The sequence below is a fragment of the Streptomyces sp. NPDC020983 genome, assembly GCF_044333485.1.
In the GTDB taxonomy this organism is placed as follows: Bacteria; Actinomycetota; Actinomycetes; order Streptomycetales; family Streptomycetaceae; genus Actinacidiphila.
The window spans coordinates 270,619-297,162 of sequence record NZ_JBIRRA010000007.1 but is presented as its reverse complement, the minus strand read 5'-3'; the positions used below and the strand labels follow the sequence as shown (position 1 = coordinate 297,162).

The following is a 26,544-nucleotide window of genomic DNA, read 5'->3' as shown; positions in this document are numbered from 1 at the left end:
CGTTCTCACCCACCACCGGCCACCGCTCCCGCGCGTCGCCCGCAGGCCGGGCGGGAGCCCCCCGCAGGAATCTCAGAGGCTTCTGATGTCGCGCCGGTAGCGTCCGGCCCCATGCTGCGCGACTACCTCATCATCGGAGCCGGGCCGGCCGGACTTCAGCTCGCCGCCCTGCTGGAGCGCGACGGGCGCGACTACGCCGTCCTGGAACGCGGAACCGCGGCGGGGACGTTCTTCACGGTGTTCCCCAGGCACCGCCAACTGATATCGGTGAACAAGGTGCACACCGGGTCCCCGGACGCGGAACGCAACCTGCGGATGGACTGGAATTCGCTGATCAGCGAACCGCCGCTGCTGTTCGGCCGGTACACCGAGGACTACTTCCCCGCCGCCGACGACTACGTGCGCTACCTGCGCGACTTCGCACGGCACACCGGCGCCGCCGTCGAGTACGGGACGGAGGCCGTCCGGATCTCCCGTACGGACGACGGCTTCACCGTCCTCGACCGGAACGGCCGGACGTGGGACGCGCGACGGATCGTCGTGGCGAGCGGGCTGTCCCGGCTCAACGTGCCGGACATCCCCGGGATCGAACTCGCGGAGCGCTACGACGCGTTCGACACCGATCCGGCCTCCTTCACCGACCAGCGGGTGCTGGTCCTCGGCAAGGGCAACTCCGCGTTCGAGACCGCCGACTCCCTCGTCGCGAAGGCCGCGGTGATCCACGTCGCCGGCCCGCACTCCGTCAGGCTGGCCTGGCAGACCCACTTCGTCGGCCACCTGCGCGCGGTGAACAACAACTTCCTGGACACCTACCAGCTCAAGTCGCAGAACGCCGTCCTGGACGGCACGGTGGAAAGTATCGAGAAGGCCCCCGACGGGGGCCTGCGGGTGATGTTCCGCTACGCCCGGACGGTGGAGGGGCTGCGCGAACTGCGCTACGACCGGGTCGTGCTGTGCGCCGGATTCCGCTTCGACGCCCGCCCCTTCGACGCGACCTGCCGTCCCGCGCTCGTGATCAACGACCGCTTCCCGGAACAGACCCCCGCCTACGAGTCGGTGAACGTGCCGGGCCTGTACTTCGCCGGGACGCTGACGCAGCAGCTCGACTTCAAGCGGGGCACCAACGGCTTCATCCACGGCTACCGCTACGGGGCGCGCGCCCTGCACCGCATCCTCGCCGCCCGCCACCACGGGACGCCCTGGCCCGCCGTACGGTTCGCCGCGGCGCCGGACGCGATCGCCGACGCCCTCGTGGAGCGGGTCAACCGCTCGTCCGGGCTGTGGCAGCAGTTCGGCTTCCTCGGCGACGCCGTCAGTGTGAACGGCGGTGAAGCCGCCTACCAGGAGGAGGTCCCGCTCGGCTACGTCGGCGACGGCGGTCTCGGCCCGGCGGAGCACCGGTTCGTCGTCGACCTGGAGTACGGAGCCGGGCACGACGCCCACGACCCGTTCGACATCACCGTCCCGCGGGTCGCGGAGAACGACGCGGAGCACGCGGGCGAGTCCACCTACCTCCACCCCGTCGTGCGCCACTACCGCGACGGTGTCCTCGACGGCACCCACCACATGGCGGAGAACCTGGAGAACGACTGGGACCTCCCCGCCGTCCACCGCCGGCCGCTCGCCGCTTTCGTGAGGGCGTGCCTTGGCTGAGCAGCCCCCCGGTGTCGGCGAGCAGTTCCCGGGGGCCGTACTGGACCTGCTCGCCGACGCCGGGGGACGAACCGTCTTCGAGCACGCCGGCGAGGCGGTCTCCGGCAGCCGGCTCCTGGCCTCGGTACGGCGCGCCGCCGCCGGGCTGCGCGGGCACGGCGTGGGACCGGGCGACGGTGTGGCGATGCTGCTCGGCGCCGGGCCCGGCCAGTTCGCGGCGGTCGTCGCCGCCCACGTCGTGGGCGCGCGCGTCGTCGGGATCCGGCAGGGCCTGACGCCGCGCCAGGAGCACCGGCTCGCCTCCGGCGTCGTCTGCACGGTCACCGACCGGCCCGGCGCCGCGGACGTGCTCGGGCCCGTACCCGCTCTCGCCCTGGCCGACCTGCTGTCCGCGCCGGACCCCGCGGTGCGCCCGCGCGTCACCGCCCGCCCGCAGGACGTCGCCCGGCTGATCCACACCAGCGGCAGCACCGGCGAGCCCAAGGCGTGCGCCCAGACCTACGCGGCCATGACGGCGGGCTGGGCACTGCGGCCGGACGCCTGGCCCCCGGCGGTCCGCGAGCTCGCCACGCGCCTGGACCGCTTCCTCGTCCTCGGCACCCTGGCGAGCCAGGTGGTGATGGAGTACGGGCTCCTCACGCTGGCCGCGGGCGGAGTGCTCGTCACCGCCGAGGCCGCGGGCCTCCCCGCCGCCCTCGTCCGCCACCGGGCCAGCGCGAGCGTGACCACCGTGGCCCGGCTCGCGGAACTCGTGGCGCAGGCGCGGAGGTCGCCCTCCGGCCTCGGCGGTCTGCGCGCGCTGATGGTGTCCGGGTCCCCGCCGCCGCCGGGTCTGCTGCGCGAGGCGGCGGAGCTGCTCGGTCCCGTCGTCTTCCACGGGTACGGCCAGACGGAGACCGGCATGATCTCCATGGCCACCCCGGGGGAAGCGCCCGGCTCGCTGGGCGTACCGCCCGTCGACCTGGAGATCAGGGATCCCGGCGGACGCCCCGTCCCGGCGGGCACGGACGGCGAGATCTTCGTACGGACCCCCGGGCAGGGCTGCGGCTACTGGGACGATCCGGCCCTCACCGCCGAGGTGTTCGTCGACGGCTGGGTACGCACCCGCGACCTGGGGCACCTCGACGACCGGGGCCGGCTGTGGCTCACGGGCCGCACCCGCGACATCGTCATCGTGAACGCCAACGTCCACTACACCGGCCCCGTCGAGCGGCTGCTCGCCGGGCACCCGGCGGTGGCCGAGGCGTACGCCGTCGCCGTCCCGGACGACCGCACCGGCGAGGCCGTCCACGTCTTCGCCGTGCCCGCGGCGGGCGCGCTCCCCAGCCTGGAGGAGATGCGCGCGCTGGTGACCGCGCACCTGGGCGAGGCCTGCGCGCCGGTCCGCCTGACACCGATCACCGAGGTGCCGCTCACCGCGGCGGGCAAGCCGGACAAGCGGCGGCTGGCCGACCTGGCGCGCGGGCACGTCTGACGGGCGCGTGCGCGTGTCCCCGGCGCACGGCACCGGGGACACGCCGGCTCAGCCGACCTCGGCCGCCGCGACGGGGAGCAGGCCGGACTCGCGCGGCGCCCGGTCGCGCCGCTCGATCAGTGTGAGCAGCGGAGTCGTCATGGTGGTGGTGACGAGGGCGACCACGATCAGGGCGCTGAACATCGCCCGGGTCACGATTCCCGCCTCCAGCCCCAGGTTGAGCGCCACCAGCTGCATCAGGCCCCGTGCGTTCATCAGCGCGCCGACCCGCAGCGCCACCCTGTTCGGCTCGCCGGCGGCGCGTGCGGCGAACCAGCAGGCACCGAACTTCCCGGCCACGGCGAACAGCACGCAGGCGGCCGTGAACAGCAGCACCCGGCCCGAGCCCAGCAGTGTGAAGTCCGTGTTGAGCCCCGAGTAGGTGAAGAACAGCGGCACGAAGAGCGTGCCCACCGGGTTGAGCGTCCGCACCGTCCGGTCCAGCCGCGGCGACCGCGGGAACACCACGCCCAGGCTGAAGGCGCCGAAGACCGCGTACAGGCCGATGACGTCGGCGTACCAGGCCACGACGAAGAGCGCACCGGCCACGATCCAGAACAGGTGGTCCGGCGCCGTCCGCTCGGCCAGCCGTGCGATGCGGCCCTGCGTGCGCAGCACCACGGCCATGACCAGCACCAGCCCGAGCCCCCCGAGAACGGCCTTGGAGACCAGCCCGGCCGATCCGTGGGCCAAGCTGAGCACGCCCGCCAGGAGCACCCACGCGACCACGTCGTCCACCGCGCCGGCTCCCAGCGAGAGCGACCCGTGCCGGGTGCCGGCCAGACCGCGCTCGTCGATGATCCGTGCGAGCATCGGGAAGGCGGTGACGGCGAGTGCGACCCCGACGAAGAGGGCCGACACCGTCATGGACACGTTGCCGGCCAGGATGCCCGTCCGCTCCCCCGCGGCCACCACGAGGGCGACGCCGAGGCCCACGGGGACGAGCACGCCCGTGGCGGAGACCATCGCGGCGGCCCTGGCGACCGACCGCAGCCGGTCCACCCGGAAGTCCCAGCCGACGTGGAACATGAACGCGACGAGCCCGATCTGCCCGGCGACGTAGAGGACCGGCCGCAGTTCGTGCGGGAACAGGTGGTTCTCGACGCCGGGGAGCAGCGCGCCGAGCAGCGAGGGGCCGAGCAGCACGCCGGCCAGCATCTCGCCCACGACGGGCGGCTGACCGAACCGGCCGAGCACCCGGCTGACCAGCCGGCACGCGGCCAGGATCGCCACGGCGGCGAGGAAGAACGCGGGGCCGAGCTCCGTGGGACTCATCGGGGCTCTCCTTCAGGTCGGGAGGCCGGGCAGCCCCCGGCCTCGGCGTGGTCGAAGTGGCGTGCGGCCGGCCTCAGCCGGCGGGCGTGCAGCACCATGACCGTGCCGAGCGCCAGTTGCGTCAGCCCGCGGGTGACGTCCTCGGCCCGGTCGCGCAGCCTGACGTATCCGCGCAGCGCCGCCAGACGGCGCGGCGCCGGCGCGGCGGTGTGCGGGACCAGCAGGCACGGGGCCCGGTTCGGGATGGAGCGGGTGTGCGAGGCGGTGGACTCCAGCCGGAAGCGGCCGAGGACCTCCCGGGTGGCGGCGCGCAGCACCAGCGGCGACAGCCGCCATGCCGGGCAGGGGCGGTTCGCCGCCATGCCGAAGGGGATGTGGTGGGCGTCCCGCGGCGACAGCGAGGTCCAGCGGCCGGGGTCGAACTCGGCCGGGCGCTCGTAGCCCGTGGCGTGGTAGTCGGGGTAGCTGAAGCACACCACGGTGCCCGCCGGGAGCACGGTGTCCTCGTCGAGCGGGATCTCGCCCCTGGTGATCCGGTGCGCGATGCCGAACAGCGGGAAGAGCCGCATCGTCTCGTCGAGGACGTGTGCGAAGCCCGTGGCGTCCGCCGGGTCGGCCGCCAGCCGCCGCTGGACGCCGGGGTGGTGGGCGAGGGCGAGCAGCAGGTGGGCGGTGGCCTCCGAGAGCTGCACGACGGCGGTGTTGAAGAAGGTGCCCTGGAGGTAGTGCACCTGCTCGGGCAGCGAGAGCGAGGCCGGCAGCCGGTGGGGCACGTCACCGGCGGCGACGCGGTGGTGCAGATACGCCGTCAGGCGGGCGCGGCGGCGCGGGTGGCGCAGCGCGGTGCACTTCAGCGAGTCGATGACGTCGCCCGCGTGGGCGGTGATCAGTTCCCTGGCCCGGGCGGGGCACGGCTCCCTGAACACCAGCTCGTAGGAGAACTCCGCCCATGCGGGCATCACCAGGTCCCGCAGCCGCACCAGGCTGACACGGTGTCCGGGCAGCTCGTCCAGGACGCGTGCGACGGCGCGGGCCGCGGCCGCCTCGTGCGCCGCGGAGCTCCCGGCCAGGATGCGCCGGGTCGCCGCGGCCACGTCCTCGTAGCGCTCCCCGGGCTCCAGGTGCTCCTGGTGGACCTCGGGGCCCGGCGAGAGCCAGTACCAGAACAGGTCCGACAGGCCCGCCCCCGCGCTCCGCCCCACCGCGGCGGGATGGGCGTAGACCCGTTCGAACACCTCCGGTCCGTGGGTGGCGCCGGGGAGGGTCACGGCCCGGTCCCCGTTGACCTTCTCGAAGATCGCTCCGCGCAGCGCCACGACGGCGCGCGGGAACCACCAGGTGCCGTCCGGCGCGGTGCCGCGGCTCACCACGGCGCGTCCCTGCGGACGACCATGTCCCGCGTCAGGTCCGCGGTGCGGCTCCCTCCGCACAGGGCGAGCGTGTGGTCGAAATCGTCGCGCAGGGTCGCCAGCACCTGCCGGACGCCCTGCTCCCCGTCCGCGGCCAGGCCCCACGCCACCGGGCGCCCCACGCCGACGGCCGCCGCCCCCAGCGCGAGGGCGACGGCGACGTCGCTGCCCCGGCGCACCCCGCCGTCGAGCAGCACCGGGACGCGGCCCGCGACCGCGTCGACGACGGCGGGCAGGCAGTCCACGGCCGCCGGGACGGCGTCGCACTGGCGGCCGCCGTGGTTGGAGACGACCACCGCGGCGGCGCCCTCGGCGGCGGCCACCGCCGCGTCCGCCGGGTGCAGGACGCCCTTGACGACCACGGGAAGCGCCGTCGCGCCCAGGACCCCGCCGAGGTCGCGCCAGGTGGCCGCGGGCGACATGGGGATGTCGGTGAGGGCGCCGGGCGGGCCGCCGGGCAGGCCGCGCATGTTCTCGGCCGCGTATCCGGGCGGCAGGTCGGTGAAGCCGTTGCGCAGGTCCCGGGTGTGCCGGCCGAGGACCGGCGAGTCCACGGTGACGACCAGGGCCGTGCAGCCGGCGTCCTCGGCCCGCCGTACGAGCGCGGCCGTGACCTCGGGGCGGGGGTGCAGGTACAGCTGGAACCACACCGCCGGGTCGGCCGCCGCGCCGCGGGCCGCGCGGACGACGTCGGCGACCGCGGTCGTGGCCGCCGCACCGGTCACCAGGACCGCGCCCTCGGCCGCGGCGGCGCGTGCGGTGGCCCGTTCGCCGTCCGGGTGCAGCAGGCGGTGGAAGGCCGTGGGGGCGACGACGACCGGCGACGCCCGCCGGGCGCCCGGGAGCGGGACGGAGGTGTCCCGCGCCTCGTTGCCGCGCAGCACGCGCGGCAACAGCGCGTAGCGGTCGAAAGCGCGCTCGTTGGCGGCGAGGACGCGCTCCTCGCCCGCGCCGCCGGCCACGTAGTCGTAGTGGACGGGGTCCAGAACCTCCCGCGCGGCCTCGCGCAGCGCCCGCAGCGTCACGGCGTCACCGGGGCGGCCTGGCTCGTGTGCGCCGCGAGGAACGCGCGCAGCGGCGCCCTGTGGCCCTCCTCGCTGTCCCAGGCGTTCTCCAGATTCTCCGTGAGGTGGTGCTCGGCGACGAACGCGCCGTCGCGATACCAGCGGACGACCGGGTGCAGGTAACGGCCGTCCGGCCCGGTGGCGTCCGGCCGGGAGCTGCGGCCCGCCGACACGTCGAAGGGATCCACCTCGTCGTGGCCGGCCCCGTATTCGAGGGTGACGACGGCGTGGGCGTCCACCGCCCCGAAGTCCCCGGCGCGCACGGCGTCCGGCACGTGGGCGACCGGCACCTCCTCGACGTGGCGCAGGGTGCCGTCCGGGCCGAGGAGGAGCACGTCCCCGAGGACGCCGAACTGCTGCCACAGCGCGGAGGAGCGGTTGACGCGGGCGATGACCGTCTCGACGGCCCGCTCGGTGGACGTGCCGAGGGCGGTCTGCGGCCAGGGCTCGCCGTGGTGGCGCCGGCGTATCGCCCGGTGCAGGGCGCGGACGGTGTAGCGGAAGCCGTGGATGAATCCGGTCGTCGCCTTCTTGAAGTCGTGCCCCTGCATGATCGTCCCGGCGAAGTACAGCCCGGGGACGTTCACCGACTCGCCGACGGGGGTGATGGCCGGGAAGCGGTCGTCGACGACGAGCTCCGGCGCGCAGGAGTCGTCGAAGAAGGAGGCGTCGAACCGGAAGCCCGTCGCGACGATCACCCGGTCGTAGCGGAGCTCCTTGACCGCCCCGCCGACCCGGTCGAAGGCCACCGGCACGCGGAAGCCGTCGGCCTCGCGGCGTACGGCGAGGACCCGGCCGTCCAGCAGCGCGTTCTGCGCCTTCAGCTGGTAGCTGTCCAGGAAGTTGTTGTTCACCGCGCGCAGGTGGCCCACGTAGTGCGACCGCCAGGCCAGCCGCAGCGACCCGGGGCCCACGACGTGGATGACCGCGGCGTGCTCCATGAGGCTGTCGGCGGTCTCGAAGGCGGAGTTGCCGCGGCCGACGACGAGGACCCGCTGGTCGGTGAAGGACTCCGGGGCCGGGTCGAAGGTGTCGTAGCGTTCGGCCAGTTCGATACCCGGGACCGGTGGGAGGTAGGGCAGGGACACGCCGGTGGCGACGACCAGGCGCCGGGCCCGCCACACCTCCCCGGCGCGGTCGGTGACGGCGAAGCCGGCACCGTCCCGGGAGACCTGCGCCACGTCGGTGCCGTACCGCGCCCGGACCCCTGTCCGGGCGGCGAAGTCCGTCAGGTAGCGCACCATCTCGTCGGCCGGCGGGAAGTACCTCGGGCTGTACCGGGTGAACAGCAGCTCGGGGTCGTCGCTCAGCAGGGAGTTCCAGTCCATCCGCAGCCGCAGCTCCGGATCCTCGTACCCGGTGTGCACCTTGTTGTTGGAGATGAGGCGGCGGTGGCGCGGAAAGCGCCGGAAGAAGGTGCCGGGGCCCGCGCCGCGCTCGAGGACGACGTAGTCGGCGCCGTCACGTTCCATGAGGGCCGCAAGCTGCAGGCCCGCCGGGCCCGCTCCGATGATCACGTAGTCGTGCGTCATGGAGCGGAAGCTATCCACGGGATTTCAGAGCGCTCTGAGATTGCCCGCCTACGTTCCCGTACGTGTCCACCACGTCGCAGACCGTCCGTCTCACCGGCCCCCTCGGCGCCGGCGCGCTGCGCCGGGCCGCCGCACCGCTGACCGTCGTCGTCGACGAGGAGGTCCGGGCGCGCGTCGGGCGCGGCAGACGCCTCTTCCGCGCCCTCCGGCAGGGCGAGGACGGCGCCGGGCCGCGGATCTACGGGACCACCACCGGTTTCGGCGCACTCGCCGGATACGCCGGACGCGCTTCCGAGGCCGACCAGTGCGACAACACCCTGGCACACCTCGGCGCCGGCCAGGGGCCCGACCTCCCGCAGGAGATCACCCGCGCGGCCCTGCTGCTGCGCGCCCGCACGCTCGCCCGCGGGCTGTCCGGGGTCTCCGAGGAGGTCGTCGAGCGCCTTGCCGCGATGTTCGCGACGACCTTCTCACCGGCGGTGCCCCGTTACGGATCGGTCGGCGCGAGCGGCGACCTCATCCCGCTCGCCTACGCCACGCAGGCCCTCCGCGGACGCGGCCACGCCTACCTCGACGGCCGCCGCCTGCCGGCCGCCGACGCCCTGGCCGCGGCGGGTCTGCGCCCCCTGACCCTGGACGGCCGTGACGCGCTCGCCCTGGTGAACGGCACCCCGGTCACCACCGCGGCCACCGCCCTCGCGCGCGACGCCGTCCGCGACGCCCACCGGGCGCTCGCCGACCTGACCGCGCTGCTCGCCGACCTCCTCGGCTGCGACACCGCCTTCCTCGACGCGGACCTGCTGGCCGCCTACGGCCATCCCGGCGCGCGGGACGTCGGCGTCCGGATGCGGGAGATGCTCGGCGGCGGCGCCCCCTCCGGCAGCAGGCCGCTGCAGGAGCCCTACAGCATCCGCTGCGCCCCGCAGCTGCTCGGCGCCGCGGAGGACGCGCTGCGCCACATCGACGGCGTGGTCGCGGCGGATCTCGACGGCGTCAGCGACAACCCGCTGTTCCTCCCGGACGGCCCGGAGCGGGGGAAGGTGGTGCACGGCGGCAACTTCTTCGGGCAGCCCGCGGCGTTCGCGGCGGACCTGCTCGCCCTGGTCACGGCCCAGCTGGGCAACCTGGCCGAGCGTCAGCTCGACCTGCTGGTCGACCCCGTCCGCAACGGGGGCCTGCCGCCGATGCTGACGGCCACCCCGGGGGCGCAGCACGGGCTGCAGGGCGTCCAGCTGGCCACCACCGCGCTGGTCGCGGAGATCCGGCGGGCCGCCGCGCCGGCCAGTGTCCAGAGCCTGCCGACGAACCTCCACAACCAGGATGTCGTGCCCTTCGGCACCCAGGCGGCCCTGCGGGCCTACGACGCGGCGGAGCTGCTCCACCTGCTGTGCGGGTCCCTCGCGCTGGGGCTGCGCCAGGCAGCGCACGTCGGGGCCCGCCGCCCGACCGCGCCGCGGTGCGCCGCGCTCCTGGACGCCCTCGCCGGGGCGGTACCCGCCGTCGAGCCGGACCGCCCGCTGGACGCGGACGTCCGCGCCGCGGCCCGGCTCGTGGTCACGTACGGCCTGCCGTCGCCTGGTGCGGCGGACCGGGGGTGAGCGGCGGGCCGCAGGCCGGCAGGCGGATGGTGAACCGGGCACCGTGCCCCGGACGGCTGGAGGCGGTGACCGTGCCGCCGTGACGGGTGACGACCTCACGCAGCAGGGCGAGCCCCAGCCCGTACCGGCCGTCGTCGCCGCCGCGGTGGAAGCGCTCGAACAGCCGCTCCGCCTCGGCGGGAGAGAAACCGCGTCCGGTGTCGCAGACCGTCAGCGTGACCGTGCCGTCCGCGCGGCCGAGCGTCATCTCGATCCTGCCGCCCGGCGGGGTGTGGCGGGCGGCGTTGGAGAGCAGTTCGCCGACGGCCCGGCGCAGCGCCGACTCGACGCCGTTCACCGGCACGGGCTGGGGCGGGACGTCCACGAGGAGGGTGACGCGGCCGTCGAGCGTCTCCGACTCCTCCGCGGCCACGGAGCGGGCCAGGGCCGCCAGGTCCAGCGGCCGGTGGTCCGACTGCCGCGCCGGGCCCGCCATCAGGCTGGCCGACAGCAGCAGGTCGTCGAGCACCTCGCCGAGCCGGCCGAGCGACCCGGTGAGCCGGTCCAGGCCCTCGCGGTGCCCGTCGGGCAGCTTCTGCGCGGCCGCCTGCCGCGAGAGCACCTGCACCCGGGTGTAGGCCTGGGTGATCGGGGTGCGCAGTTCGTGGCTGGCGTCGGTGACGAAGCGGCGCTGCCGCGCGAGCGCCTCGGCCAGCGGCGTCACGGACACCCGCCCGAGGAGTGCCCCGGCGCCCACCGAGGCGAGCAGCCCCACCACCTCGGCGGCACCGAGCGCGGACCACAGATGGGTGCGGTCGGCCAGCTGGTAGCGCATGTCGAACACCGCCTGGACCACCAGGCCGCCGGCACGCGGCTGTGTGCGGACCAGGTAGACCGTGCCGTCGCGGTGGAGGGTGCGTTCCACGGCCCGGCCGGTCCGGCGTACCTGGCCGACGTCCCCCGCCAGCGGGAAACCGGCCGGTGCGTTCGCGAGCTGCGGCACGCCGTCGGCGAACAGCCAGGTGCACACCGGCGGCCTCGTCAGATCGCCGACCGCCGCACCGAAGCGCAGTTCCCGCCACACCTGGGCGTTCTGGGCGCGCGTCATGACGGTGTCGCAGACCCATCCGACGGCGGTGACCAGCAAGGTGATGACCGCCGCCGTGATCAGGGCGATCCGCAGCCGCGCCCGGCGCACCGCCGTGCGCTCGGGCGGCACCGCGCCCGTCCTCACAGGGTCCCCAGGCTGTAGCCCAGTCCTCGTACGGTGCGGACGACCTGCCGTCCGAGTTTGCGGCGCAGGTAGTAGACGTAGGTGTCGACGATGGACGACGCGGGGGCCTCCCGGAACACCGTCCTGCGCAGTTCCGCGCGCGAGTAGACCAGGCCCGGGTGCGCCGCCAGCAGCCACAGCAGCGAGAACTCCCGTGCCGCCAGGGCGATCCGCGCGCCGTCCGCCAGCTCGACCTCACGGTCGCCCACGTGCAGTCGGCCCGAGCCGATCTTCAGGACGTCGCCCACGTCACCGGCGCGGCGGCACAGCGCCCGTAATCGCGCGCTCAGCTCGTCCAGCACGAAGGGCTTGACCAGGTAGTCGTCGGCTCCCGCGTCGAGGCCGTCCACCCGGTCGCGCACGGTCCCCATCGCGGTCAGCACGAGCGCCGGGGCGCGGACCGCGCGTGACCGCAGCCTGCCGAGCAGGTCGAGGCCGTCGAGCACCGGCAGGCGACGGTCGATGACGAGCACGTCGTACTGCCGGGACAGGCCGAGGTGCAGACCGCGCTGGCCGTCGTTCGCCAGGTCGACCGCATACCCCTCGTCCCCCAGAACGTCGAAAAGCATGGCCCCCAGCTCGCGGTCGTCCTCGACCAGCAGCAGCCGCGGGGCATCCGTTGCTCGCCCGTGTCCCATCACTCACTTCCCGTCACTCGGTTTTCCCACCCAACGTCCTCGGGAGAAACCTGAGTTCCGGCCAAGCGGATCCGCCCTCCCGCGCCGCGGGCGCCGGCCGTGCGGCGGCTCCGCGGGACCCGTGCCGCACGGCGGATCGGACCCCCTCGGGCACGAGGCGGCAGCACCGGCCGCGGGGCCGGGGCCGGTCGCCCCGGTCTGCGCGGCCGCAGCCGGGGCCGGCCTACCGGTTGACATGTACGCGCCTCGCGTCGACACTCGGACCACCGGTCGGCAGGGCACCCGCGTGACACCCGTTGCCGGCGGCCCCCGGGCGGCCTGCGAACGTGTGGACGCGCGCGACTGCGTGACAACGATGTCAGTCGGACAGCGACATTTCCGGGAGGTCCTGTGCGCCCTCGCTCCGCACGTCCACCGCACCCGCGCGCGTACCCGCCGCGGCGAAGGCGCCCCGGCGCGGCGCGGCGGAAGGGACCGCTCCTGGCCGCCTGCCTGGGGCTCCTGGCCTCCCTGCTGGTGGCCCTCGCCGGCGGAGCGTCGGCGGCCGGCGCGGCGGGGGTGCCGGTCACGGACGGCAACGCGCGCTTCGAGGTGCTGACGCCGACGCTGATACGGCTGGAGTACGCCGGTGACGGCGCCTTCCAGGACGGCGCCACCTTCAACGCCGTCAACCGTTCCTTCACCCCGCCCGCGTACACCACCGGCGTCAGCTCCGACGGCTACCGGGAGATCAGGACCAGCGCCCTGACGCTGCGCTGGAAGCAGGGCAGCGGGCCCTTCACCGCGGACAACACCACCGTCACGCTGGCGGCGACCGGCGTGCAGGCCAAGCCCGCCTTCCCGTCGTACTGCGCCTTCGGCACCGCGTGCGAGGGAGAGGACGCGCTGTTCAGCGGGCGGGCGGCGGCCGCGTACGATCACGCGGGCCACACCGGCAGCGCCTTCGTCGCCGGATACGAGGCCACCGGCAGCGGGATCAGCCAGGACGTCTCGCAGGTCCCGGCGGCGGGTGACTACCGCCTGCAGGTCCGCTACTCCAACGCGGCGGGTGGCACCGGCAGCCTGTCCACCCGGGTGAACGGCGCCGCCGGGCCCGCGCTGAGCCTGCCCGCGACGTCCTCGTGGGACGCCTGGTCGACGGCGTCGGCGACCGTGCACCTGGCGGCGGGCACGAACACGCTGGCCCTGGTGCAGAACGCCGGCGACACCGGCCGGGTCAACATCGACAGCGTCGCCGTCACCGCGCAGAACGCCACGGCGTATCCGGCGGCGCAGACCGCCCTGGTCACCACCGGCTACGGCGCGGGGCCCGCGGACACGCTCGGCGGCTGGTCGCGGTCACTGGACAACCCGCGCACGCTCCCCGTTCCCGAGCACCCCGGCATCCTCGACCGGCACGGCTGGTACCTGCTCGACGACAGCCGCAGCGCGCTGCTCGGCGCCGGGCACACCGTCACCGACCGCCCCTCGCACGGCACGTCGCCCTACCAGGACGGCTACTTCTTCGGCTACGGCCAGGACTACAAGCAGGGCCTGTCCGACCTCAACGCCCTGACCGGCGGCGCCGCGCTCCTGCCGCGCTCGGCCTACGGGGTCTGGTACTCGCGCTACTACGCCTACTCGACGGCCGACTACGAGAACACGCTGCTGCCCGCCTTCCGAACGAACAACGTGCCCGTCGACTGGCTGGTGGTGGACACCGACTGGAAGTCGCCGAGCCAGTGGAACGGCTGGAACTGGAACTCCGCCCTCTTCCCCGACCCGCAGGCGTTCCTGGACTGGACGAAACAGCAGGGGCTCTCGGTCGCGATGAACATCCATCCGAGCATCAACGGCGACGACCCGAAGTTCGCCGCCGCGAACAGCGCGGCGGGCGGGCTGGGCGTCGACAGCGGGAACACCTACCGCTTCGACTGGTCCAGCAGCGCCCAGCTCGGCGCGTACCTGGGCCTGCACCAGCCGTTCGAGAAGCAGGGCGTGCGGGAGTGGTGGCTGGACTACTGCGGCGGGTGCGGGGGTTCGACGGCCGGCGACCCGCACGTCGCCCCGGACAACCTGATCAACCAGGCGTACGCCGACGACGCGGCGGCCAAGGGCCTGCGCGGCTTCTCCTTCGCCCGTGTCGGCGGCTCCGAGCAGGGCGGTGACGACAGCACCTACGCGCTGGGGCCGTGGTCGGAGCGGCGCACCAGCATGCAGTTCACCGGGGACACCCCGGCGACGTGGGACATGCTCGGCTTCGAGGTGCGCTTCACCGCCGACGAGGCGGCCGCGGGCCTGTCCAACGTCAGCCACGACATCGGCAGCTTCCACGGCGGGCACCTCGCCGACGACCTGTACGTGCGCTGGCTCCAGTTCGGCGCCTTCCAGCCCGTCGACCGGCTGCACTCCGACCACGGGGACCGGCTGCCGTGGAACTACTCGGGAGCGGCCGCGACCGCCGCGGCGCAGGCGCTGCGGCTGCGCGAGGCACTCGTGCCGTACACGTACACCCTCGCGCACCAGGCGAGCACGACCGGCGTGCCGATCGTCCGCCCGATGTACCTGGACTACCCGGCGCAGGAGGACGCGTACCGCGCTCAGGGCGAGTACCTCTACGGCGACGACGTGCTCGTGGCGCCGATCACCACGCCCGACGACGGTTCCGGCAACGGCTCGGTGACGGTGTGGGTCCCGCCGGGCAGCTGGACCGACTACTTCACCGGGCACACGTACACCGGCCCGGCCACCGTGACGGCGACCGCTCCGCTCGGGCAGTTCCCGGTGCTCGTCCGGGGCGGCGGGATGATGACGACGCGCACCGACCTCGCCGCCAACGCGCAGCAGCCGCTGACCGCGCTGACCGTCAACGTGGCGGCGGGCGCCGACGGTTCGTCGTCGCTGTACACCGACGCGGGCGAGGGCACCGGCTACACGTCGGGCCAGTCGGCGACGACGCCGCTGTCGTGGAACGACGCCTCGCGGACCCTCACCGTGGGCGCGCAGAGCGGCAACTGGCCCGGCGCGCCCGCCTCCCGGGCGTACACGCTGCGGCTGTCGAACTCCGCGGCGCCGACCGCCGTGCTGGTCGACGGCACGCAGGTGCCGGAGACGGACTGGTCCTGGAACCCGCAGCGCCGCACGGTCACCGTGACCACGGCCGCGCTGCCGGTGGGCACCGCCCACACCGTGGCGCTGCAGGGCAGCGCGACGGCCAACCCGGCTGCCGGGGAGGTCGTCGGGGCCGGGGGCAACTGCCTGGACGCGCGCGGCGGTTCCGCGGCGGACGGCACGGCTCTCCAGCTGTGGGGCTGCAACCACACGGCGGGCCAGCAGTTCGCGCTCCAGGCCGACAACACGCTGCGCACGCTGGGAAGCTGCGTCACCGCCTCAGGCGGCGGGACGGCGAACCGCACGGCCGTCTCGCTCGCGGCGTGCACCGGCTCCGCGGCCCAGCTCTGGACCCACCGCACGGACGGCAGTCTGCTCAACCCCGCGTCCGGGCGCTGCCTCGACGTCCCGGACGGCACCACGGCGCCCGGCGCCGTACAGCTGCAGCTCTTCGACTGCAACGGGACCGCGGCGCAGCTGTGGAAGCTGCCGCCGGGCCCGCTGACCGGGCCGGGCGGGCTGTGCGCGGACGTGGCGAACGCCGATCCCGCACCGGCGACGCCCGTCCAGCTGTGGGGCTGCAACTCCACGGACGCGCAGCGCTGGTCGGCCCCCGGCGACGGCACCCTGCACGCGCTGGGCAAATGCCTGGACGCGGCGGGCGGCGGGACGGCGAGCGGGACCCGGGTCCAGCTGTGGGACTGCAACGGCACGGGCGCGCAGGCCTGGACGACCCGCCCGGACGGCACGCTCCTCAACCCCCCCTCGGGCCGCTGCCTGGACGACAGCGGCGGGCTCGCGAAGCAGGGGGACGCCCTGCAGCTGTACGACTGCAACGGCACCGCGGCGCAGGTCTTCCGACTGCGGTGACCCGCCCGGCGCGGCGCCGCACCTGCCCCGCGGGCCGTCGGCCGGTCCGCGGGGCGGGCGTTCGCTCATCTCCCGGCAAATGTTCGCCCTCCCGCCACTTGAGCACCTCATGTACCAACGGCATTCTGGGAGCGCTCACTTCCGCGGGGCGGCACGCCCCGGCAGGCCGGCGAGAGGACACCGATGGCTCCGTCTTCCTTCCCCTTCGACCGACGCACCCTGCTGCGCGGCACGGTGGCCGCCGGCGCGGGCGCCGTGCTGAGCCCCGTCCTGCTGTCCCGGACGGCGTTCGCGTACTCGTGGACGCGGACCCTCCAGCAGGGCATGACCGGCGCCGACGTCACCGAGCTCCAGATCCGGGTCGCCGGCTGGGCGACGGCCGCACCCGCGCACACGCGGGTGGCGATCGACGGGGACTTCGGCCCCGGGACCGCGACCGCGGTGCGCCTCTTCCAGTCCGCGTACGGCCTGGCGTCGGACGGGGTCGTCGGCCCTGCCACCCAGACGCAGCTCAACGCGCTGCAGCAGTCGGACGGTTCGACGGCCCATTTCGACTTCAGCGAGTTCACCGACCGGGTGAGCGGGACCTTCGACGGGGGCAAGGTCAGCGCGGCGACCGCCAAGGAGAACGTCCGGCGGCTGATGTACAAGCTCGAAGCGCTGCGCAAGAAGCTCGGCAACGTCCCCGTCACGGTCAACTCCGGCTTCCGCAGCATCGCGCACAACGCGGCCGTGGGCGGCGCGTCCGACAGCATGCACCTGTACGGGACGGCGGCGGACCTCGGGGTCGCCGGCGTGTCCAACAAGACGGTCTACCAGAAGGCCGAGACCTGCGGCTTCTCCGGCCTGGAGACGTACACCGAGGACCACCAGCACGTCGACAGCCGCGCCGACCTCGGCCGCGCGTGGTGGTGGCAGGACGGCACGATCTGACGGCACGCCCGTCCGGCCCGCTCGCCGCCCCGCTCAGGCGGCGAGCGGGCGGCGCCGTTCCGAGACGGCCAGTCCGGGCCGGTGGTGGTCGACGTCCGCGGGGTTGAGGGTGGTCCCCGGCGGGACGATCTCGTCGATACGGTCCAGGATCGCGTCGTCCAGGCGGATGTCGGCGGCGGCGAGCTGGTCGGTCAGCTGGTCCATGGTGCGCGGGCCCAGGAGCACCGAGGTGACGGCCGGGTGGTGCGCGGCGAAGGCCAGCGCCAGGTGCGTCAGCGGCATGCCGGCGTCCCGCGCGAGCGCGAGGAGGTCCTCGACGGCGTCGAGCTTGCGGCGGTTGCCGGGCAGCGCGAGGTCGAACTTGTGGGCCACCACGCGGCGGAAGGCGTCGAGTTCGATCCGCTCGCCGCGGCGGATGCGGCCGGTCAGCCAGCCGCTGTTGAGCGGGCTCCAGGTCAGCACGCCGAGCCCGTACCGGCGCGCGGTGGGCAGGACGTCCGCCTCGACACCGCGGACGAACAGCGAGTACGGCGGCTGCTCGGTCCGGAAGGGGACGTGGTTGCGCCGGTCGGCGGCCCACTGGGCCTCGACCAGCTGCTCGGCGGGGAAGTCGGACGTCCCGATCGCCATGATCTTGCCCGCCCGCACCAGGTCGGACAGCACCGACAGCGTCTCGTCGATGTCCGTGGCCGGGTCGGGGCGGTGCACCTGGTAGAGGTCGATCCTGTCGGTGTCCAGGCGCCGCAGGCTGTCCTCGACCGCCCTGGTCAGCCAGCGCCGGGAGTTGCCCCGGCGGTTCGGGTCCCGGTCTCCCATCCGCACCGGGAAGTGGCCCTTGGTCGCGAGCACGACGTCGTCACGGCGCCCGCGCAGGGCCTTGCCGATGATCTCCTCGGCCTCGCCCCCGGAGTACTGGTCGGCGGTGTCGATGAGGTTCACGCCGCTGTCCAGCGCGGCGTGGACCAGGCGCACAGCCTCGTCGTGGTCGCTGTTGCCCCAGGCACCCAGATGCAGGGTGCCCAGGGCGAAGGTGCTGACGGAGATGCCGGTGCGGCCGAGGATCCGCTGCTGCATGATCGCCTCTTCGCTGTCGTGACACATGGGATACGCGGTCGGCGAGTTGCTACCCGACCGACGCCGTGAAGCTAATACATGCAACACAGGTGTTGCAACTAAGCCGATCGAGGAACCATTGGTGTAGCGTGTCCGTCGTGACGGCGCAGAAACAGCAGACGAACGGGCCGAGGCCGCTCAGGGCCGACACCGAACGGACGATACGGACGATCCTGGAAGCCGCCGAACGCGTCCTGACCGCCGATCCGGCGGCGACGATGGAGGATGTCGCCCGCGCCGCCGGCGTGGCCAGGACCACCGTCCACCGCCGGTTCGCCACCCGCGAGGCGCTCCTGCACGCCCTGACCGACTGGGCCGCCCGCCAGTTCGCCGACGCCGTCGGGGCCGCCCGCCCCGGCAGCGCCCCGCCCCTGGTCGCCCTCTACCAGATCACCGCCAACGTGCTCCGGGTGAAGACCAACTGGTCCTTCGCCATGAACCGCCCCGCCGCGGAGCACCCCGAAGCGGCCCGCGTCCACGCCGACGTGCGCGCCACCTGCATCAGCCTCCTGCGCCGCGCCCAGGACGCCGGCGTGCTCCGGCCCGACGCCGACCTCGACTGGACCCGGCGCGTCTACTACGCCCTCATCCACGAGGCGGCCGTGGAGGCGGCGACCGGCTCGGACCCCGACGAACTCGCCGCGCGCGTCGTCGACACCCTGCTACGGGGTGCCGGAGCGGCGGGCGCGCCCAACGCGATGTGACCGCGGCGCCGGGGCCGGGGAAGCACTTCCCCCGGTTCTGCGTCCCGCTCGCGGGCACCGCGGGGGGAGGTGCCGCGGCGGCGTCACCAGTGCGCCTGGCCGCCCAGGTTCTTCGCGAGGCCGCGGACCTGTTCCGCGGTCAGCTTCGTGTCCCCGTCGGTGCCGCACGAGACCATCAGCGCCACGCTGTCGCTGCCTGCTCCGCGCAGCCGCACGAGGGCGACGGTGCCGGTCGGGGTGACGACCGGGGTGCCGGTGGGCGCCTTCTGCACGTCGGCGAGGAACGCCGACAGCTCGCCCGAGGACAGTTCCGCGTTCCGCTGGATCAGCGGGGCCAGCAGGGCGGCGGCGGTGCCCTTCTCGGCGGCGAGTGTCTCGACGGACACCGTCTCCGCGCCCAGCCGGTAGTCGCACTCCACGTCGGTGGCGTGCGCGGTGCTGAGCACGGCGTCCTTGTCCGCGTCCTCCGGCAGGTCGACGTTCGCCGAGACGGGGCGCGCGGACCCGGGCGCGTGCGCGGCCGAGGCCGCCTTGCCCAGGTCGTAGTCCAGCGGGCAGGCCGCGGACTCCCCGGCCGCCGAGCGCACCGCGTCGTGCAGTCCGGCCTGCGACAGGGCGGACCCCCCGTCGCCCGAGCACGCGGTGAGCACGGCTGCGGCTGCCGCGGCGGCCACCGCCGCGACGGCGCGCGCACCCCGCCCGCGGATGTGTACGGTCATCAGCCCTCCCCCTCCGGCCTGAAGCCGTCATCCTAGACGCACGCCCGCGCCGGTGCGGCGGGGGTCCGCCGCGTCCGCGTCCGGCACGGACGACCAACGGCGGCTGCCCGCCGGGGAGTTCGCCCGCCGGAGGGCACGACCCGGCGGGCGGCACCGGGGCCGGCCGGTCGACGCCGCCGCAGTCCGGGCACGCCCGGGCGGTGGCACCCGGCACCGCGCCGGCCGGGCGCGGGCGCGCGGCGGCCCCTGCGCGCGGGGGATGACCCGCCCGCCGGACGGCACGGCCCGGCGGCCGGTACCGGGTCTCAGCCGTCCGCCGCGGCGCGGCGGCGGCGGTACGCGGCGGCGCGGTCCCTGCCACCGCAGGCGTCGCTGGAGCACCAGCGGCGGCGGCCGGGTCGGCTGGTGTCGACGAACAGCAGGGCGCACTCCGGGCTCGCGCACGCGCGCAGCCGGGTCGCGGCGGGGCCGGAGAAGAGGTCGATCGCGTCGCGGGCCACGGTGCTCAGTGCGGCCTGCTGGCCGCGGGTGCGCGGCAGGGTCAGGCGGCCGGCGCCCGCGGACAGGACGGGGACCAGTGGCGGGGCCGCCGCCGCCGCGTTGAGGACGGCCTCGTCCCCCGGCGCCGGCGGCTCCCCGGCGACCACCGCGCAGGCGAGGCGGTGGACGGCCTCGCGCAGCGCCCGGGCGGCATCGAGGCCGGACGGGGTGACGGCCGGCGCCTCCTGGAGCAGTCCCGCCTCGCGGTACCAGCGGGCCAGATCGTCCGGCTCGCGCAGCCGCTCGTAGCAGCCGCGCCAGCGCTCGCCCACCGTGGCGACGAAGGCCAGGCACAGGCGCCCGGAGCGGAAGTTGAAGCGCAGCTCACCGGCGGGGACCTCCCCGGGGATGCTTGCCTCGGCGTTCACGTCACGACTATAACTCGTGACATGACGACGAGCCGCAATGAGCCGGAGCCCTCCCGGGCCCGTGTCGAGGACTTCCTGCGCGAGCACGGGGCCGACCGCATCCCCCACCCCGGCGGCACCCTGCTGACGCACCTGGTCCGCGTCGAAGGCGTGCTCCAGCGCTGGGGCGCCGATCCGGCCGTGCGCTGGGCGGGGCTGTGCCACGCCGCGTACGGCACGGACGGCTTCGACGAGCGGCTGCTGGGCACCGGCGAGCGCGCCGTGCTCGCGGCCCTCATCGGCGAGCGGGCGGAGGCGCTGGTCCACCTCTACGCGAGCTGCGACCGCTCCGCGGTCTACCCGCAGCTCGGCCAGGGCTCCCCCGTCGTCTTCCGGGACCGCTTCACCGGCGCCGAGAGCGTGCCCGCCGACGAGGACCTGCGGGCGCTGATGGAGATCACCGCGGCCAACGAACTCGACCTGGTGGAGCACAACACCGACCTCGCGGCCCGCTACGGCCCCGACCTCGCCGACCTCTTCACCCGCTCCCGCGGACTGCTGTCCGCCCCGGCCCAGGAGGCCTGCACGCGGCTGCTCGGCCGCCACGCCGCCGGCCCCCTGGCGGGCCCGCTGGTCAGCGGGCTGGACCACCTCGTCCTGACCGTCGCGGACGTCGAGGCGAGCATCGCCTTCTACGAGCGCGTCCTCGGCATGCGCCCGGTCACCTTCGGCGGCGGCCGGCGCGCCCTGTCCTTCGGCACCGGCAAGATCAACCTCCACGAGGCCGGCCGCGAACTCCTCCCCCACGCCGCCCGCCCGACCCCCGGCAGCGCCGACCTGTGCCTGGTCACCCCGCACCCGCAGTCCCGCGTCCTGGAGCACCTGGCCGCCTGCGGCGTCCCCGTCGAGTCCGGCCCCGTCCCGCGCACGGGCGCGCTCGGGCCCTTCACCAGCACCTACGTCCGCGACCCGGACGGCAACCTCGTCGAGATCAGCACCTACCCGCGCGAGGAGGGGCGCCCACCGGTCACCGGGGACTGAGCAGGCGCCGCCCGCGCCGTGCGGCGGCGCGGGCCGGGGCGGCCGGGTGGCGGATTCCGCCGTGCGAGCGGGAAGGGGCTCGTAGAGTGCCGGTCATGGTGATCGCGACCGTCAGGGAGTGGAGTGACGAGGCCGGCTGGGGGGTGCTCGATTCGCCCGAGACGCCCGGCGGGTGCTTCGGGCACTACTCCGACATCCGGATGGACGGCTTCCGTACGCTGTCGGCGGGGCAGCGGGTCGAGCTGGAGTGGGAGGATCCGGGGGGACCGCAGGACGGCTACGACTTCCGCGCGGTGAGCATCGTGCCGCTGCCCGGCTGAGCCCGCCGCCCCGGCACGGGCCGCCGGGGCGCGCCGCGGGGACGGCCCCCGCGGCGGGACACCACGGCGGGCTGCGGGGACGGCCCGTCAGACGGGCGCGAGCGGCAGGTGCGGGGCGGCGGGCAGGTGGACGGTGACCGGGTCGCCGGGGTGGACGGTGCCGCCTTCGCGGACGACGCCCATGACGCCGGCCTTGCGGACGACGTTGCCCTCGGCGTCGCGGCCGACGACCTCCTTGAGCAGGCCGTGGCGGAAGTCGTCGATCTGGCGGCAGGGATTGCGCAGGCCGGTGACCTCGACGACGGCGGTCTCGCCGATGTGCAGGAGGGTGCCGGCCGGCAGGCCGAGCAGATCCAGCCCGCAGGTCGTGATGTTCTCGCCCAGCTCACCGGGCGCGACGGCGAAGCCCGCTTCCGCGACCTCGGCGAAGAGCTCCTGGTGGATGAGGTGGACCTGGCGCAGGTTGGGCTGGTCCGGATCCTGGGCGACACGCGAGCGGTGCTTGACGGTCTCACCGGAGTGCACGTCGCCCTCCACTCCGAGCCCGGCGACCAGCCGGATGGCGTCGCGGTTGGGCTTGGTGAACGTGTACGCGCCACTCGCGCTGACGGCGACCACGCGTGCGTGCATCCCTGGTACCTCCTGTTCGGCGGCCCGCGGGCCCGGCCCTCCCCCCATCATGCCGGAGCCGGTGCGGGTGTCCCCGTGCGGGAGGGGGTCTGTCCTGCGGCGACGCGGCACGGCAGGAGGCCGCGGCGGCGGAGGGCGCAGGGCCTCCCTGCCGGTTCTCCCGGCCCGGTACCGTGTCCGGATGCCGCCGCCGAAGCTGCGTCACTCCGTCCGCGCCCTCGTCCTCGACGACGAGGGCGGGCGGATCCTGCTGTGCCGCTTCGCCTTCGCACGGGCGGACGGGACGCTCGTGGTGTGGGCCGCCCCCGGCGGGGGCGTCGAGCGCGGGGAGACGGCCCTCGCCGCGCTGCGCCGGGAGCTGCACGAGGAGGTGGGGCTCGCACTGGAGGGCGAGCCGCCGCACGTCTGGCACCAGGTGGTCGTGGACCCCGCGCACGCGCCGGGGTACGACGGCGTGGTCAACGACTACTTCCTCGTCCGCACCCCGCGCTTCGACCCAGGCGGCGCGCTGACCGACGAGCAGCTCGCCGCGGAGAACGTCACCGGACTGCGGTGGTGGCGCCCCGACGACATCCGCGGCTACCGCGGCAGCGACGTGTTCTCCCCCAGGGACCTGGGCCGCCTGCTCGCGCGGCTGGAGGAGGACGGCCTCCCGGAGACACCGGTGTCCCTCGGGCGGTGAGCCGGCGGGCCCGGCGGGGGTCCGGCACCGCCCGCGGGGACGCGGACGCGCCGCCCTGGGCACGGGCGGAGCCGTCCGCGCGGCACGGCACGCGGACGGGGGAGCACGCCGGCCGGATGGATGGGGCTGGTCGAAGTCACTCTCCACCGCGAGCCCCGCGTGCTCCCCCGGCGGGAACCTACCCGGCGCCGGACCGCGGGGACGCCGTACGCACACGTCCTGGCCCGGCATCCACCCGAACCGGGGAGCACGCGATCGCGGCGCTGACGCCGCAGGTCAACGCGCCCCGAGGTCCCGCACGGCGGTCACGCCGCCCGCGAGGTGACCTTCGCCAAGAAGGCGTCGAGATTGCGGCGGGTGCGGTCGATCTGCTCCTCCAGCGTCAGGGTCTCCTCCATGCGCCGGACCAGAACCGAGGTCTTCCTGCCGCGGATGTAGAGGGAGCACGCAAGATCGGCGCACATGTAGAGGGCGACGGTGTTGCCCTGCCGCCCGGCGGGGCCCGCGAGGGGGGCGGCGAGAAGGTCGACACCGCCGCCGGAGTGACCGGTCAGGCACAGGCCGCACAGGCTGCTGCGCATCAGGTTGCGCCGGGCGCCGGGAGCGGCCCGCAGGGTGAGGCCCACCGCCCTGCCGCCGGGGGCGCCGGCGGGGGCCACCAGGTACGCGCGGTCGGGGGCACCCGGATCCCGCCACCCCAGGAAGTCCAGATCCGCCCACGGCAGGGCGGGCAGATCCCGCGGCAGGCTGATGCGGCCGGCCTCGCCCTTGGTGCAGTTGACGAAGGAGGCACGCAGTTCGGCGTCGGTCAGGGGGTCCATCCCGCCGACGCTACCTGCCGCCCGGGGCCGTCCTCGACCGGTTTTCGGCCCGCGCCGCCGCCCGTCGTCCCAGGTGGGGCCGTACGGGCGGCGGCGGGGCGGGCCGGGCGGGCGGCCTCAGGCCCCCAGCGCGGGCCGCAGCACGTCGCGGCACCACTGGCGGAAGGTCGTGGGGGTGGTGGTGGCCCGGTCGGGGTAGGGCTCGGCGTCGTAGAGGCCCGCGTCGACGGCGGCGGACATGTCGGCGATGCCCTGCGCCCAGGCGCGGGTCATGCCGTGCGCCGTCATCGAGGCGACCAGGTCCTCGTCGCTGATCTGCCGGTAGGCGACCGGGCGGCCGAGTTCCTCGGTCATGATGCGCGCCATGTCGTCGGACGACAGGTCCTCGGGCCCGGGCACCGCGACGCTCTCCTGGCCCGTCCACTCCGGGTCGAGCAGCAGCCGGGCGGCGACGGCGGCGATGTCGCGGGTGGCGACGGTCGGCGCGCTGCGGCCCGGGGGCAGGGTGCCGAAGAACAGGCCCTGGCTCCTGATCGGTTCGAGCTGCCGGAGGGTGTTCTCCATGAAGCCGGGCATGGCCAGCGAGCGGTAGTGCACGCCGGTGGACTCGATGAGGCTGTCCATCGCGAAGACCGCGGAGATCTGCCCGGCGTTGCGGGCGACCGTGCGGCCCAGGCTGGACACGGCGACGACACGGCGCACTCCCTGCGCGGCGATTGCGTCGCACAGCGGGCGGGTGAAGTCCATGACGTGGGCGTGGATGCTGGCGGCCCGCGGGTCGGGCGGCATCACCCACAGCACGGTGTCGGCGCCGGTGAGCGCCTCGGACAGGGCCGCGGGGTCGTTCGTGGCCCCCTTGACGACCTCGGCGTGCTCGTGGACCTCGGCGGGCAGCCGGGAGGGGTCGCGGGCGACGACCCGGACCGGGGCGCCTGCCCGGATGACGTGCTCAAGGGCCTGGTGGCCGATACTTCCGGTGGGTGTGGTGACGACGATCATGTCGGACTCCTCGACCTCGACTCAAGTAAACTCTACCGTACCGTTTACTTTGCTGCACAGGAGGGCGCATGGCAAGGCGCGGCGACGAACTGCGGGACCACATCCTGTTCACGGCCAAGAACGTCTTCCTGGAAACGGGCTTCGAACGCACCTCGATGGACCAGCTGGCCGCCCGCGCCGAGACGTCCAAGCGCACGCTCTACGCCCACTTCGAGAGCAAGGACAAGCTCTTCCTCGCCGTCGTCGAGCTGGTGCGGAAGCTCTACCTCGACCGGCTGGGAACGCCCGGCGACTACGCCGAGGACGCCGAGGAGGCCGCGGCCCTGTACTGCGGGCGCTTCCTCCAGACACTGCTGTGGGAACCCACCCTGCGCATGTGCCGGATGGGCATCGCGGAGGCCGAGCGGCTGCCCGAGGCGTCCGCCCGCTACCACGAGGCGGTCTTCGGCTCGATGCACGAGCGGCTGGCCGGCTTTCTCGGCGACCGCTTCGGGCTCGGGCCGGCGGACGCCGACCGGGTCACCTACGACGTCGTCGCGCGGGCGGTCCACCCGCGCTTCCTGCGCGGCCTGTTCGGCATGGAGCCGATGGCCACCGAGCGGCCCGAGCCGGCGACGATCGCGGCCGACGTGGACCTCGTGCCGATCCGGGCCGCTCTCGCGGCGGCGCTGGCCGGGAGCTGACGCGACCGGGCCCGGCCGCGCGCGGCGGCCGGGCCCGGGAGGGGCGTGCGGAGCGGGTCAGCGCACGCGCGACTCGGACTCCTCGTCCGACTCCTCGCCGGGGACGTAGACGTCGCGGACGCTGATGTTGATCTCGACGACCTCCAGGCCGGTCATACGCTCGACGGCGTTGGCGACGTGGGAGCGTATCTGCCCGGCGGCGTCGGCGATCTCCGTGCCGTACAGGACCACGACGTCCAGGTCCACCGCGGCCTGCTTCTCGCCGACCTCGACCTTGACGCCGCGGGTGAAGTCCGTGGAGCGCGACATCGTGTCGCGTACGGCGCCCATCGCGCGGGATGCGCCGCCGCCCATCGTGTGGACCCCGTCGACCTCGCGGGCGGCGATCCCGGCGATGACGGCCACCACGGAGTCGGCGATGGTCGTCTTGCCGCCGACGTCGCTGCGGTGGCTGGAGACGGACCGGGAAGCGTTGTCGGTTGCCATGGAAAACCCCTTACGTGGGAAGCGGCGGCGGACCGCCGGGGCCGTGCCCGGGCGGGGCCCGGCGGGCGGGCCTACGGGCGCGTACCGGCGCTTCGGCCCTCTCGTTCCACTGTGCGACCGGCGCCCGGGACTCGCCACTTCGCGCCGGGGTGCACGGGCGGGCCGCCTCAGCCGGCGGTGACCTCCGGCAGCCCCGCGCCGCCCCGCTCCCCGGTGCGCACGCCGATCTCGACGGCCGGCAGCGCCGCCCCGGGGCGGCGGCGCGGGAGCGCGGCCCGGGCGTCCCGGCCGGCCGGTCCGGGGCCCCGGCGCGCGGGAACGCCCCGGACGAGAGAGGATGGAAAGGACCGGCAGGCCCATGCCCGGAGGTAGTGCCATGGACTATCCGGAGACCTACGAGCTGGTCTTCCACGCCGCGGCGGTGGAGGACGACGCGGTGCTGGTGCACCGCACCGACCGGTCAGGCGCCGGCGGCTACCCCATCTACCAGGACGAGACCGGTATCGTCCGCGCCGAGATCAGCGCGGACGGCGAGGTCCGCATGGTCGCCAGCGGCGGCCACCAGTCCCTGGACATGCCACTGGCCGTCCACCCCGTACCGCGCTGAGGCCCGCTCCACCGCCTCCCCCGCG

The 26,544-nt window shown here is 74.8% G+C and carries 24 protein-coding genes; 11 read left to right on the top strand and 13 right to left on the bottom strand.

The annotated features are described in order from the left end of the window. Positions 1 to 111: 111 nt before the first annotated feature. Both ACH4SE_RS17935 and ACH4SE_RS17930 read left to right on the top strand, forming a co-directional pair. A complete protein-coding gene (locus tag ACH4SE_RS17935; RefSeq protein WP_398544351.1) occupies positions 112 to 1,653 on the top strand; it encodes an NAD(P)-binding domain-containing protein in 1,542 nt (513 codons plus the stop codon). Beyond that, positions 1,646 to 3,127: a class I adenylate-forming enzyme family protein gene (locus ACH4SE_RS17930; protein ID WP_398544350.1), complete on the top strand. Its 1,482-nt coding sequence runs from the start codon at positions 1,646 to 1,648 to the stop codon at positions 3,125 to 3,127. Before ACH4SE_RS17935 ends, ACH4SE_RS17930 begins: the two co-directional genes overlap by 8 nt. A gap of 48 nt (positions 3,128 to 3,175) precedes the next feature. Here ACH4SE_RS17930 and ACH4SE_RS17925 read toward each other — a convergent pair whose 3' ends face one another. The 4 genes from ACH4SE_RS17925 to ACH4SE_RS17910 are packed head-to-tail and all read right to left on the bottom strand — an operon-like array spanning position 3,176 to position 8,446. Further along, positions 3,176 to 4,441 carry a cation:proton antiporter gene (locus tag ACH4SE_RS17925; RefSeq protein WP_398544349.1) on the bottom strand — a complete coding sequence of 422 codons (1,266 nt, stop codon included), beginning with the start codon at positions 4,439 to 4,441 and terminating at the stop codon, positions 3,176 to 3,178. Continuing rightward, entirely contained in the window at positions 4,438 to 5,808 is a 1,371-nt protein-coding gene (locus ACH4SE_RS17920; RefSeq protein WP_398544348.1) for a cytochrome P450, read from the bottom strand. Before ACH4SE_RS17920 ends, ACH4SE_RS17925 begins: the two co-directional genes overlap by 4 nt. After that, positions 5,805 to 6,875 carry an alpha-hydroxy acid oxidase gene (locus ACH4SE_RS17915; RefSeq protein ID WP_398544347.1) on the bottom strand — a complete coding sequence of 357 codons (1,071 nt, stop codon included), beginning with the start codon at positions 6,873 to 6,875 and terminating at the stop codon, positions 5,805 to 5,807. Before ACH4SE_RS17915 ends, ACH4SE_RS17920 begins: the two co-directional genes overlap by 4 nt. Next, positions 6,872 to 8,446: an NAD(P)-binding domain-containing protein gene (locus ACH4SE_RS17910; protein ID WP_398544346.1), complete on the bottom strand. Its 1,575-nt coding sequence runs from the start codon at positions 8,444 to 8,446 to the stop codon at positions 6,872 to 6,874. Before ACH4SE_RS17910 ends, ACH4SE_RS17915 begins: the two co-directional genes overlap by 4 nt. A 62-nt stretch (positions 8,447 to 8,508) precedes the next feature. Here ACH4SE_RS17910 and ACH4SE_RS17905 point away from each other — a divergent pair, with 62 nt between their 5' ends. After that, positions 8,509 to 10,044 (top strand): aromatic amino acid ammonia-lyase, encoded by a 1,536-nt coding sequence (locus ACH4SE_RS17905; protein WP_398544345.1) that lies wholly within the window; start codon positions 8,509 to 8,511, stop codon positions 10,042 to 10,044. Here the strand turns inward: ACH4SE_RS17905 and ACH4SE_RS17900 are convergent. Next, positions 10,001 to 11,242 carry a sensor histidine kinase gene (locus ACH4SE_RS17900; RefSeq protein ID WP_398544344.1) on the bottom strand — a complete coding sequence of 414 codons (1,242 nt, stop codon included), beginning with the start codon at positions 11,240 to 11,242 and terminating at the stop codon, positions 10,001 to 10,003. The genes ACH4SE_RS17905 and ACH4SE_RS17900 overlap by 44 nt on opposite strands. Positions 11,243 to 11,253: 11 nt before the next feature. After that, the gene (locus ACH4SE_RS17895) at positions 11,254 to 11,934 is read right to left on the bottom strand and encodes a response regulator transcription factor (RefSeq protein WP_398544343.1); all 681 of its coding nucleotides are present in this window, start codon (positions 11,932 to 11,934) and stop codon (positions 11,254 to 11,256) included. 516 nt (positions 11,935 to 12,450) lie between these two features. Between ACH4SE_RS17895 and ACH4SE_RS17890 the strand changes: the two genes are divergently transcribed. After that, a complete protein-coding gene (locus ACH4SE_RS17890; RefSeq protein ID WP_398544342.1) occupies positions 12,451 to 15,894 on the top strand; it encodes a ricin-type beta-trefoil lectin domain protein in 3,444 nt (1,147 codons plus the stop codon). A gap of 183 nt (positions 15,895 to 16,077) precedes the next feature. Then, a complete protein-coding gene (locus tag ACH4SE_RS17885) occupies positions 16,078 to 16,827 on the top strand; it encodes a D-Ala-D-Ala carboxypeptidase family metallohydrolase (protein WP_398544341.1) in 750 nt (249 codons plus the stop codon). 33 nt (positions 16,828 to 16,860) lie between these two features. Here the strand turns inward: ACH4SE_RS17885 and ACH4SE_RS17880 are convergent, their stop codons facing one another. Further along, positions 16,861 to 17,901, bottom strand: a complete 1,041-nt coding sequence (locus tag ACH4SE_RS17880; RefSeq protein WP_398544340.1) for an aldo/keto reductase — start codon at positions 17,899 to 17,901, stop codon at positions 16,861 to 16,863. Between the two features lie 137 nt (positions 17,902 to 18,038). On the opposite strand from ACH4SE_RS17880, the gene ACH4SE_RS17875 reads away from it, so the two are divergent. Next, on the top strand, positions 18,039 to 18,644 hold the full coding sequence (locus ACH4SE_RS17875; protein WP_398544338.1) for a TetR/AcrR family transcriptional regulator: 606 nt from the start codon (positions 18,039 to 18,041) through the stop codon (positions 18,642 to 18,644). Between the two features lie 83 nt (positions 18,645 to 18,727). Here ACH4SE_RS17875 and ACH4SE_RS17870 read toward each other — a convergent pair whose 3' ends face one another. Both ACH4SE_RS17870 and ACH4SE_RS17865 read right to left on the bottom strand, forming a co-directional pair. Continuing rightward, positions 18,728 to 19,363 carry a hypothetical protein gene (locus ACH4SE_RS17870; protein WP_398544337.1) on the bottom strand — a complete coding sequence of 212 codons (636 nt, stop codon included), beginning with the start codon at positions 19,361 to 19,363 and terminating at the stop codon, positions 18,728 to 18,730. A gap of 305 nt (positions 19,364 to 19,668) precedes the next feature. Next, positions 19,669 to 20,271, bottom strand: a complete 603-nt coding sequence (locus tag ACH4SE_RS17865) for a CGNR zinc finger domain-containing protein (RefSeq protein WP_398544336.1) — start codon at positions 20,269 to 20,271, stop codon at positions 19,669 to 19,671. 21 nt (positions 20,272 to 20,292) lie between these two features. Between ACH4SE_RS17865 and ACH4SE_RS17860 the strand changes: the two genes are divergently transcribed. Together ACH4SE_RS17860 and ACH4SE_RS17855 are read left to right on the top strand one after the other, a co-directional pair. Continuing rightward, complete coding sequence (locus ACH4SE_RS17860) at positions 20,293 to 21,291, top strand: VOC family protein (protein ID WP_398544335.1); 999 nt, start codon at positions 20,293 to 20,295, stop codon at positions 21,289 to 21,291. A gap of 95 nt (positions 21,292 to 21,386) precedes the next feature. Beyond that, positions 21,387 to 21,611, top strand: a complete 225-nt coding sequence (locus tag ACH4SE_RS17855) for a cold-shock protein (protein ID WP_398544334.1) — start codon at positions 21,387 to 21,389, stop codon at positions 21,609 to 21,611. A gap of 87 nt (positions 21,612 to 21,698) precedes the next feature. On the opposite strand, the gene ACH4SE_RS17850 is transcribed toward ACH4SE_RS17855, so the two are convergent. Next, the gene (locus ACH4SE_RS17850; RefSeq protein ID WP_398544333.1) at positions 21,699 to 22,241 is read right to left on the bottom strand and encodes an MOSC domain-containing protein; all 543 of its coding nucleotides are present in this window, start codon (positions 22,239 to 22,241) and stop codon (positions 21,699 to 21,701) included. Positions 22,242 to 22,422: 181 nt separating this feature from the next. Between ACH4SE_RS17850 and ACH4SE_RS17845 the strand changes: the two genes are divergently transcribed. Continuing rightward, positions 22,423 to 22,923 (top strand): NUDIX domain-containing protein, encoded by a 501-nt coding sequence (locus tag ACH4SE_RS17845; protein ID WP_398544332.1) that lies wholly within the window; start codon positions 22,423 to 22,425, stop codon positions 22,921 to 22,923. A gap of 305 nt (positions 22,924 to 23,228) precedes the next feature. Here the strand turns inward: ACH4SE_RS17845 and ACH4SE_RS17840 are convergent, their stop codons facing one another. Continuing rightward, positions 23,229 to 23,744, bottom strand: a complete 516-nt coding sequence (locus ACH4SE_RS17840) for an FBP domain-containing protein (RefSeq protein WP_398544331.1) — start codon at positions 23,742 to 23,744, stop codon at positions 23,229 to 23,231. Positions 23,745 to 23,861: 117 nt separating this feature from the next. Continuing rightward, positions 23,862 to 24,743, bottom strand: a complete 882-nt coding sequence (locus ACH4SE_RS17835; RefSeq protein WP_398544330.1) for an NmrA family NAD(P)-binding protein — start codon at positions 24,741 to 24,743, stop codon at positions 23,862 to 23,864. Positions 24,744 to 24,811: 68 nt separating this feature from the next. On the opposite strand from ACH4SE_RS17835, the gene ACH4SE_RS17830 reads away from it, so the two are divergent. Beyond that, positions 24,812 to 25,426: a TetR/AcrR family transcriptional regulator gene (locus ACH4SE_RS17830; RefSeq protein WP_398544329.1), complete on the top strand. Its 615-nt coding sequence runs from the start codon at positions 24,812 to 24,814 to the stop codon at positions 25,424 to 25,426. Positions 25,427 to 25,483: 57 nt separating this feature from the next. Here the strand turns inward: ACH4SE_RS17830 and ACH4SE_RS17825 are convergent, their stop codons facing one another. Further along, the gene (locus tag ACH4SE_RS17825; protein ID WP_398544328.1) at positions 25,484 to 25,912 is read right to left on the bottom strand and encodes an Asp23/Gls24 family envelope stress response protein; all 429 of its coding nucleotides are present in this window, start codon (positions 25,910 to 25,912) and stop codon (positions 25,484 to 25,486) included. Positions 25,913 to 26,288: 376 nt separating this feature from the next. Here ACH4SE_RS17825 and ACH4SE_RS17820 point away from each other — a divergent pair, with 376 nt between their 5' ends. Continuing rightward, positions 26,289 to 26,519 carry a DUF6296 family protein gene (locus ACH4SE_RS17820; protein WP_398544327.1) on the top strand — a complete coding sequence of 77 codons (231 nt, stop codon included), beginning with the start codon at positions 26,289 to 26,291 and terminating at the stop codon, positions 26,517 to 26,519. The last annotated feature ends 25 nt before the right edge of the window (positions 26,520 to 26,544 follow it).

Coding starts and splice junctions, on each gene's coding strand:
- ACH4SE_RS17820 (WP_398544327.1), top strand. CDS start 26,289: ATGGACTATCCGGAGACCTACGAGCTGGTCTTCCACGCCGCGGCGGTG.
- ACH4SE_RS17935 (WP_398544351.1), top strand. CDS start 112: ATGCTGCGCGACTACCTCATCATCGGAGCCGGGCCGGCCGGACTTCAG.
- ACH4SE_RS17910 (WP_398544346.1), bottom strand. CDS start 8,446: ATGACGCACGACTACGTGATCATCGGAGCGGGCCCGGCGGGCCTGCAG.
- ACH4SE_RS17925 (WP_398544349.1), bottom strand. CDS start 4,441: ATGAGTCCCACGGAGCTCGGCCCCGCGTTCTTCCTCGCCGCCGTGGCG.
- ACH4SE_RS17855 (WP_398544334.1), top strand. CDS start 21,387: ATGGTGATCGCGACCGTCAGGGAGTGGAGTGACGAGGCCGGCTGGGGG.
- ACH4SE_RS17885 (WP_398544341.1), top strand. CDS start 16,078: ATGGCTCCGTCTTCCTTCCCCTTCGACCGACGCACCCTGCTGCGCGGC.
- ACH4SE_RS17830 (WP_398544329.1), top strand. CDS start 24,812: ATGGCAAGGCGCGGCGACGAACTGCGGGACCACATCCTGTTCACGGCC.
- ACH4SE_RS17870 (WP_398544337.1), bottom strand. CDS start 19,363: ATGACCGTACACATCCGCGGGCGGGGTGCGCGCGCCGTCGCGGCGGTG.
- ACH4SE_RS17880 (WP_398544340.1), bottom strand. CDS start 17,901: ATGCAGCAGCGGATCCTCGGCCGCACCGGCATCTCCGTCAGCACCTTC.
- ACH4SE_RS17895 (WP_398544343.1), bottom strand. CDS start 11,934: ATGGGACACGGGCGAGCAACGGATGCCCCGCGGCTGCTGCTGGTCGAG.
- ACH4SE_RS17850 (WP_398544333.1), bottom strand. CDS start 22,241: ATGCACGCACGCGTGGTCGCCGTCAGCGCGAGTGGCGCGTACACGTTC.
- ACH4SE_RS17840 (WP_398544331.1), bottom strand. CDS start 23,744: ATGGACCCCCTGACCGACGCCGAACTGCGTGCCTCCTTCGTCAACTGC.
- ACH4SE_RS17835 (WP_398544330.1), bottom strand. CDS start 24,743: ATGATCGTCGTCACCACACCCACCGGAAGTATCGGCCACCAGGCCCTT.
- ACH4SE_RS17860 (WP_398544335.1), top strand. CDS start 20,293: ATGACGACGAGCCGCAATGAGCCGGAGCCCTCCCGGGCCCGTGTCGAG.
- ACH4SE_RS17845 (WP_398544332.1), top strand. CDS start 22,423: ATGCCGCCGCCGAAGCTGCGTCACTCCGTCCGCGCCCTCGTCCTCGAC.
- ACH4SE_RS17825 (WP_398544328.1), bottom strand. CDS start 25,912: ATGGCAACCGACAACGCTTCCCGGTCCGTCTCCAGCCACCGCAGCGAC.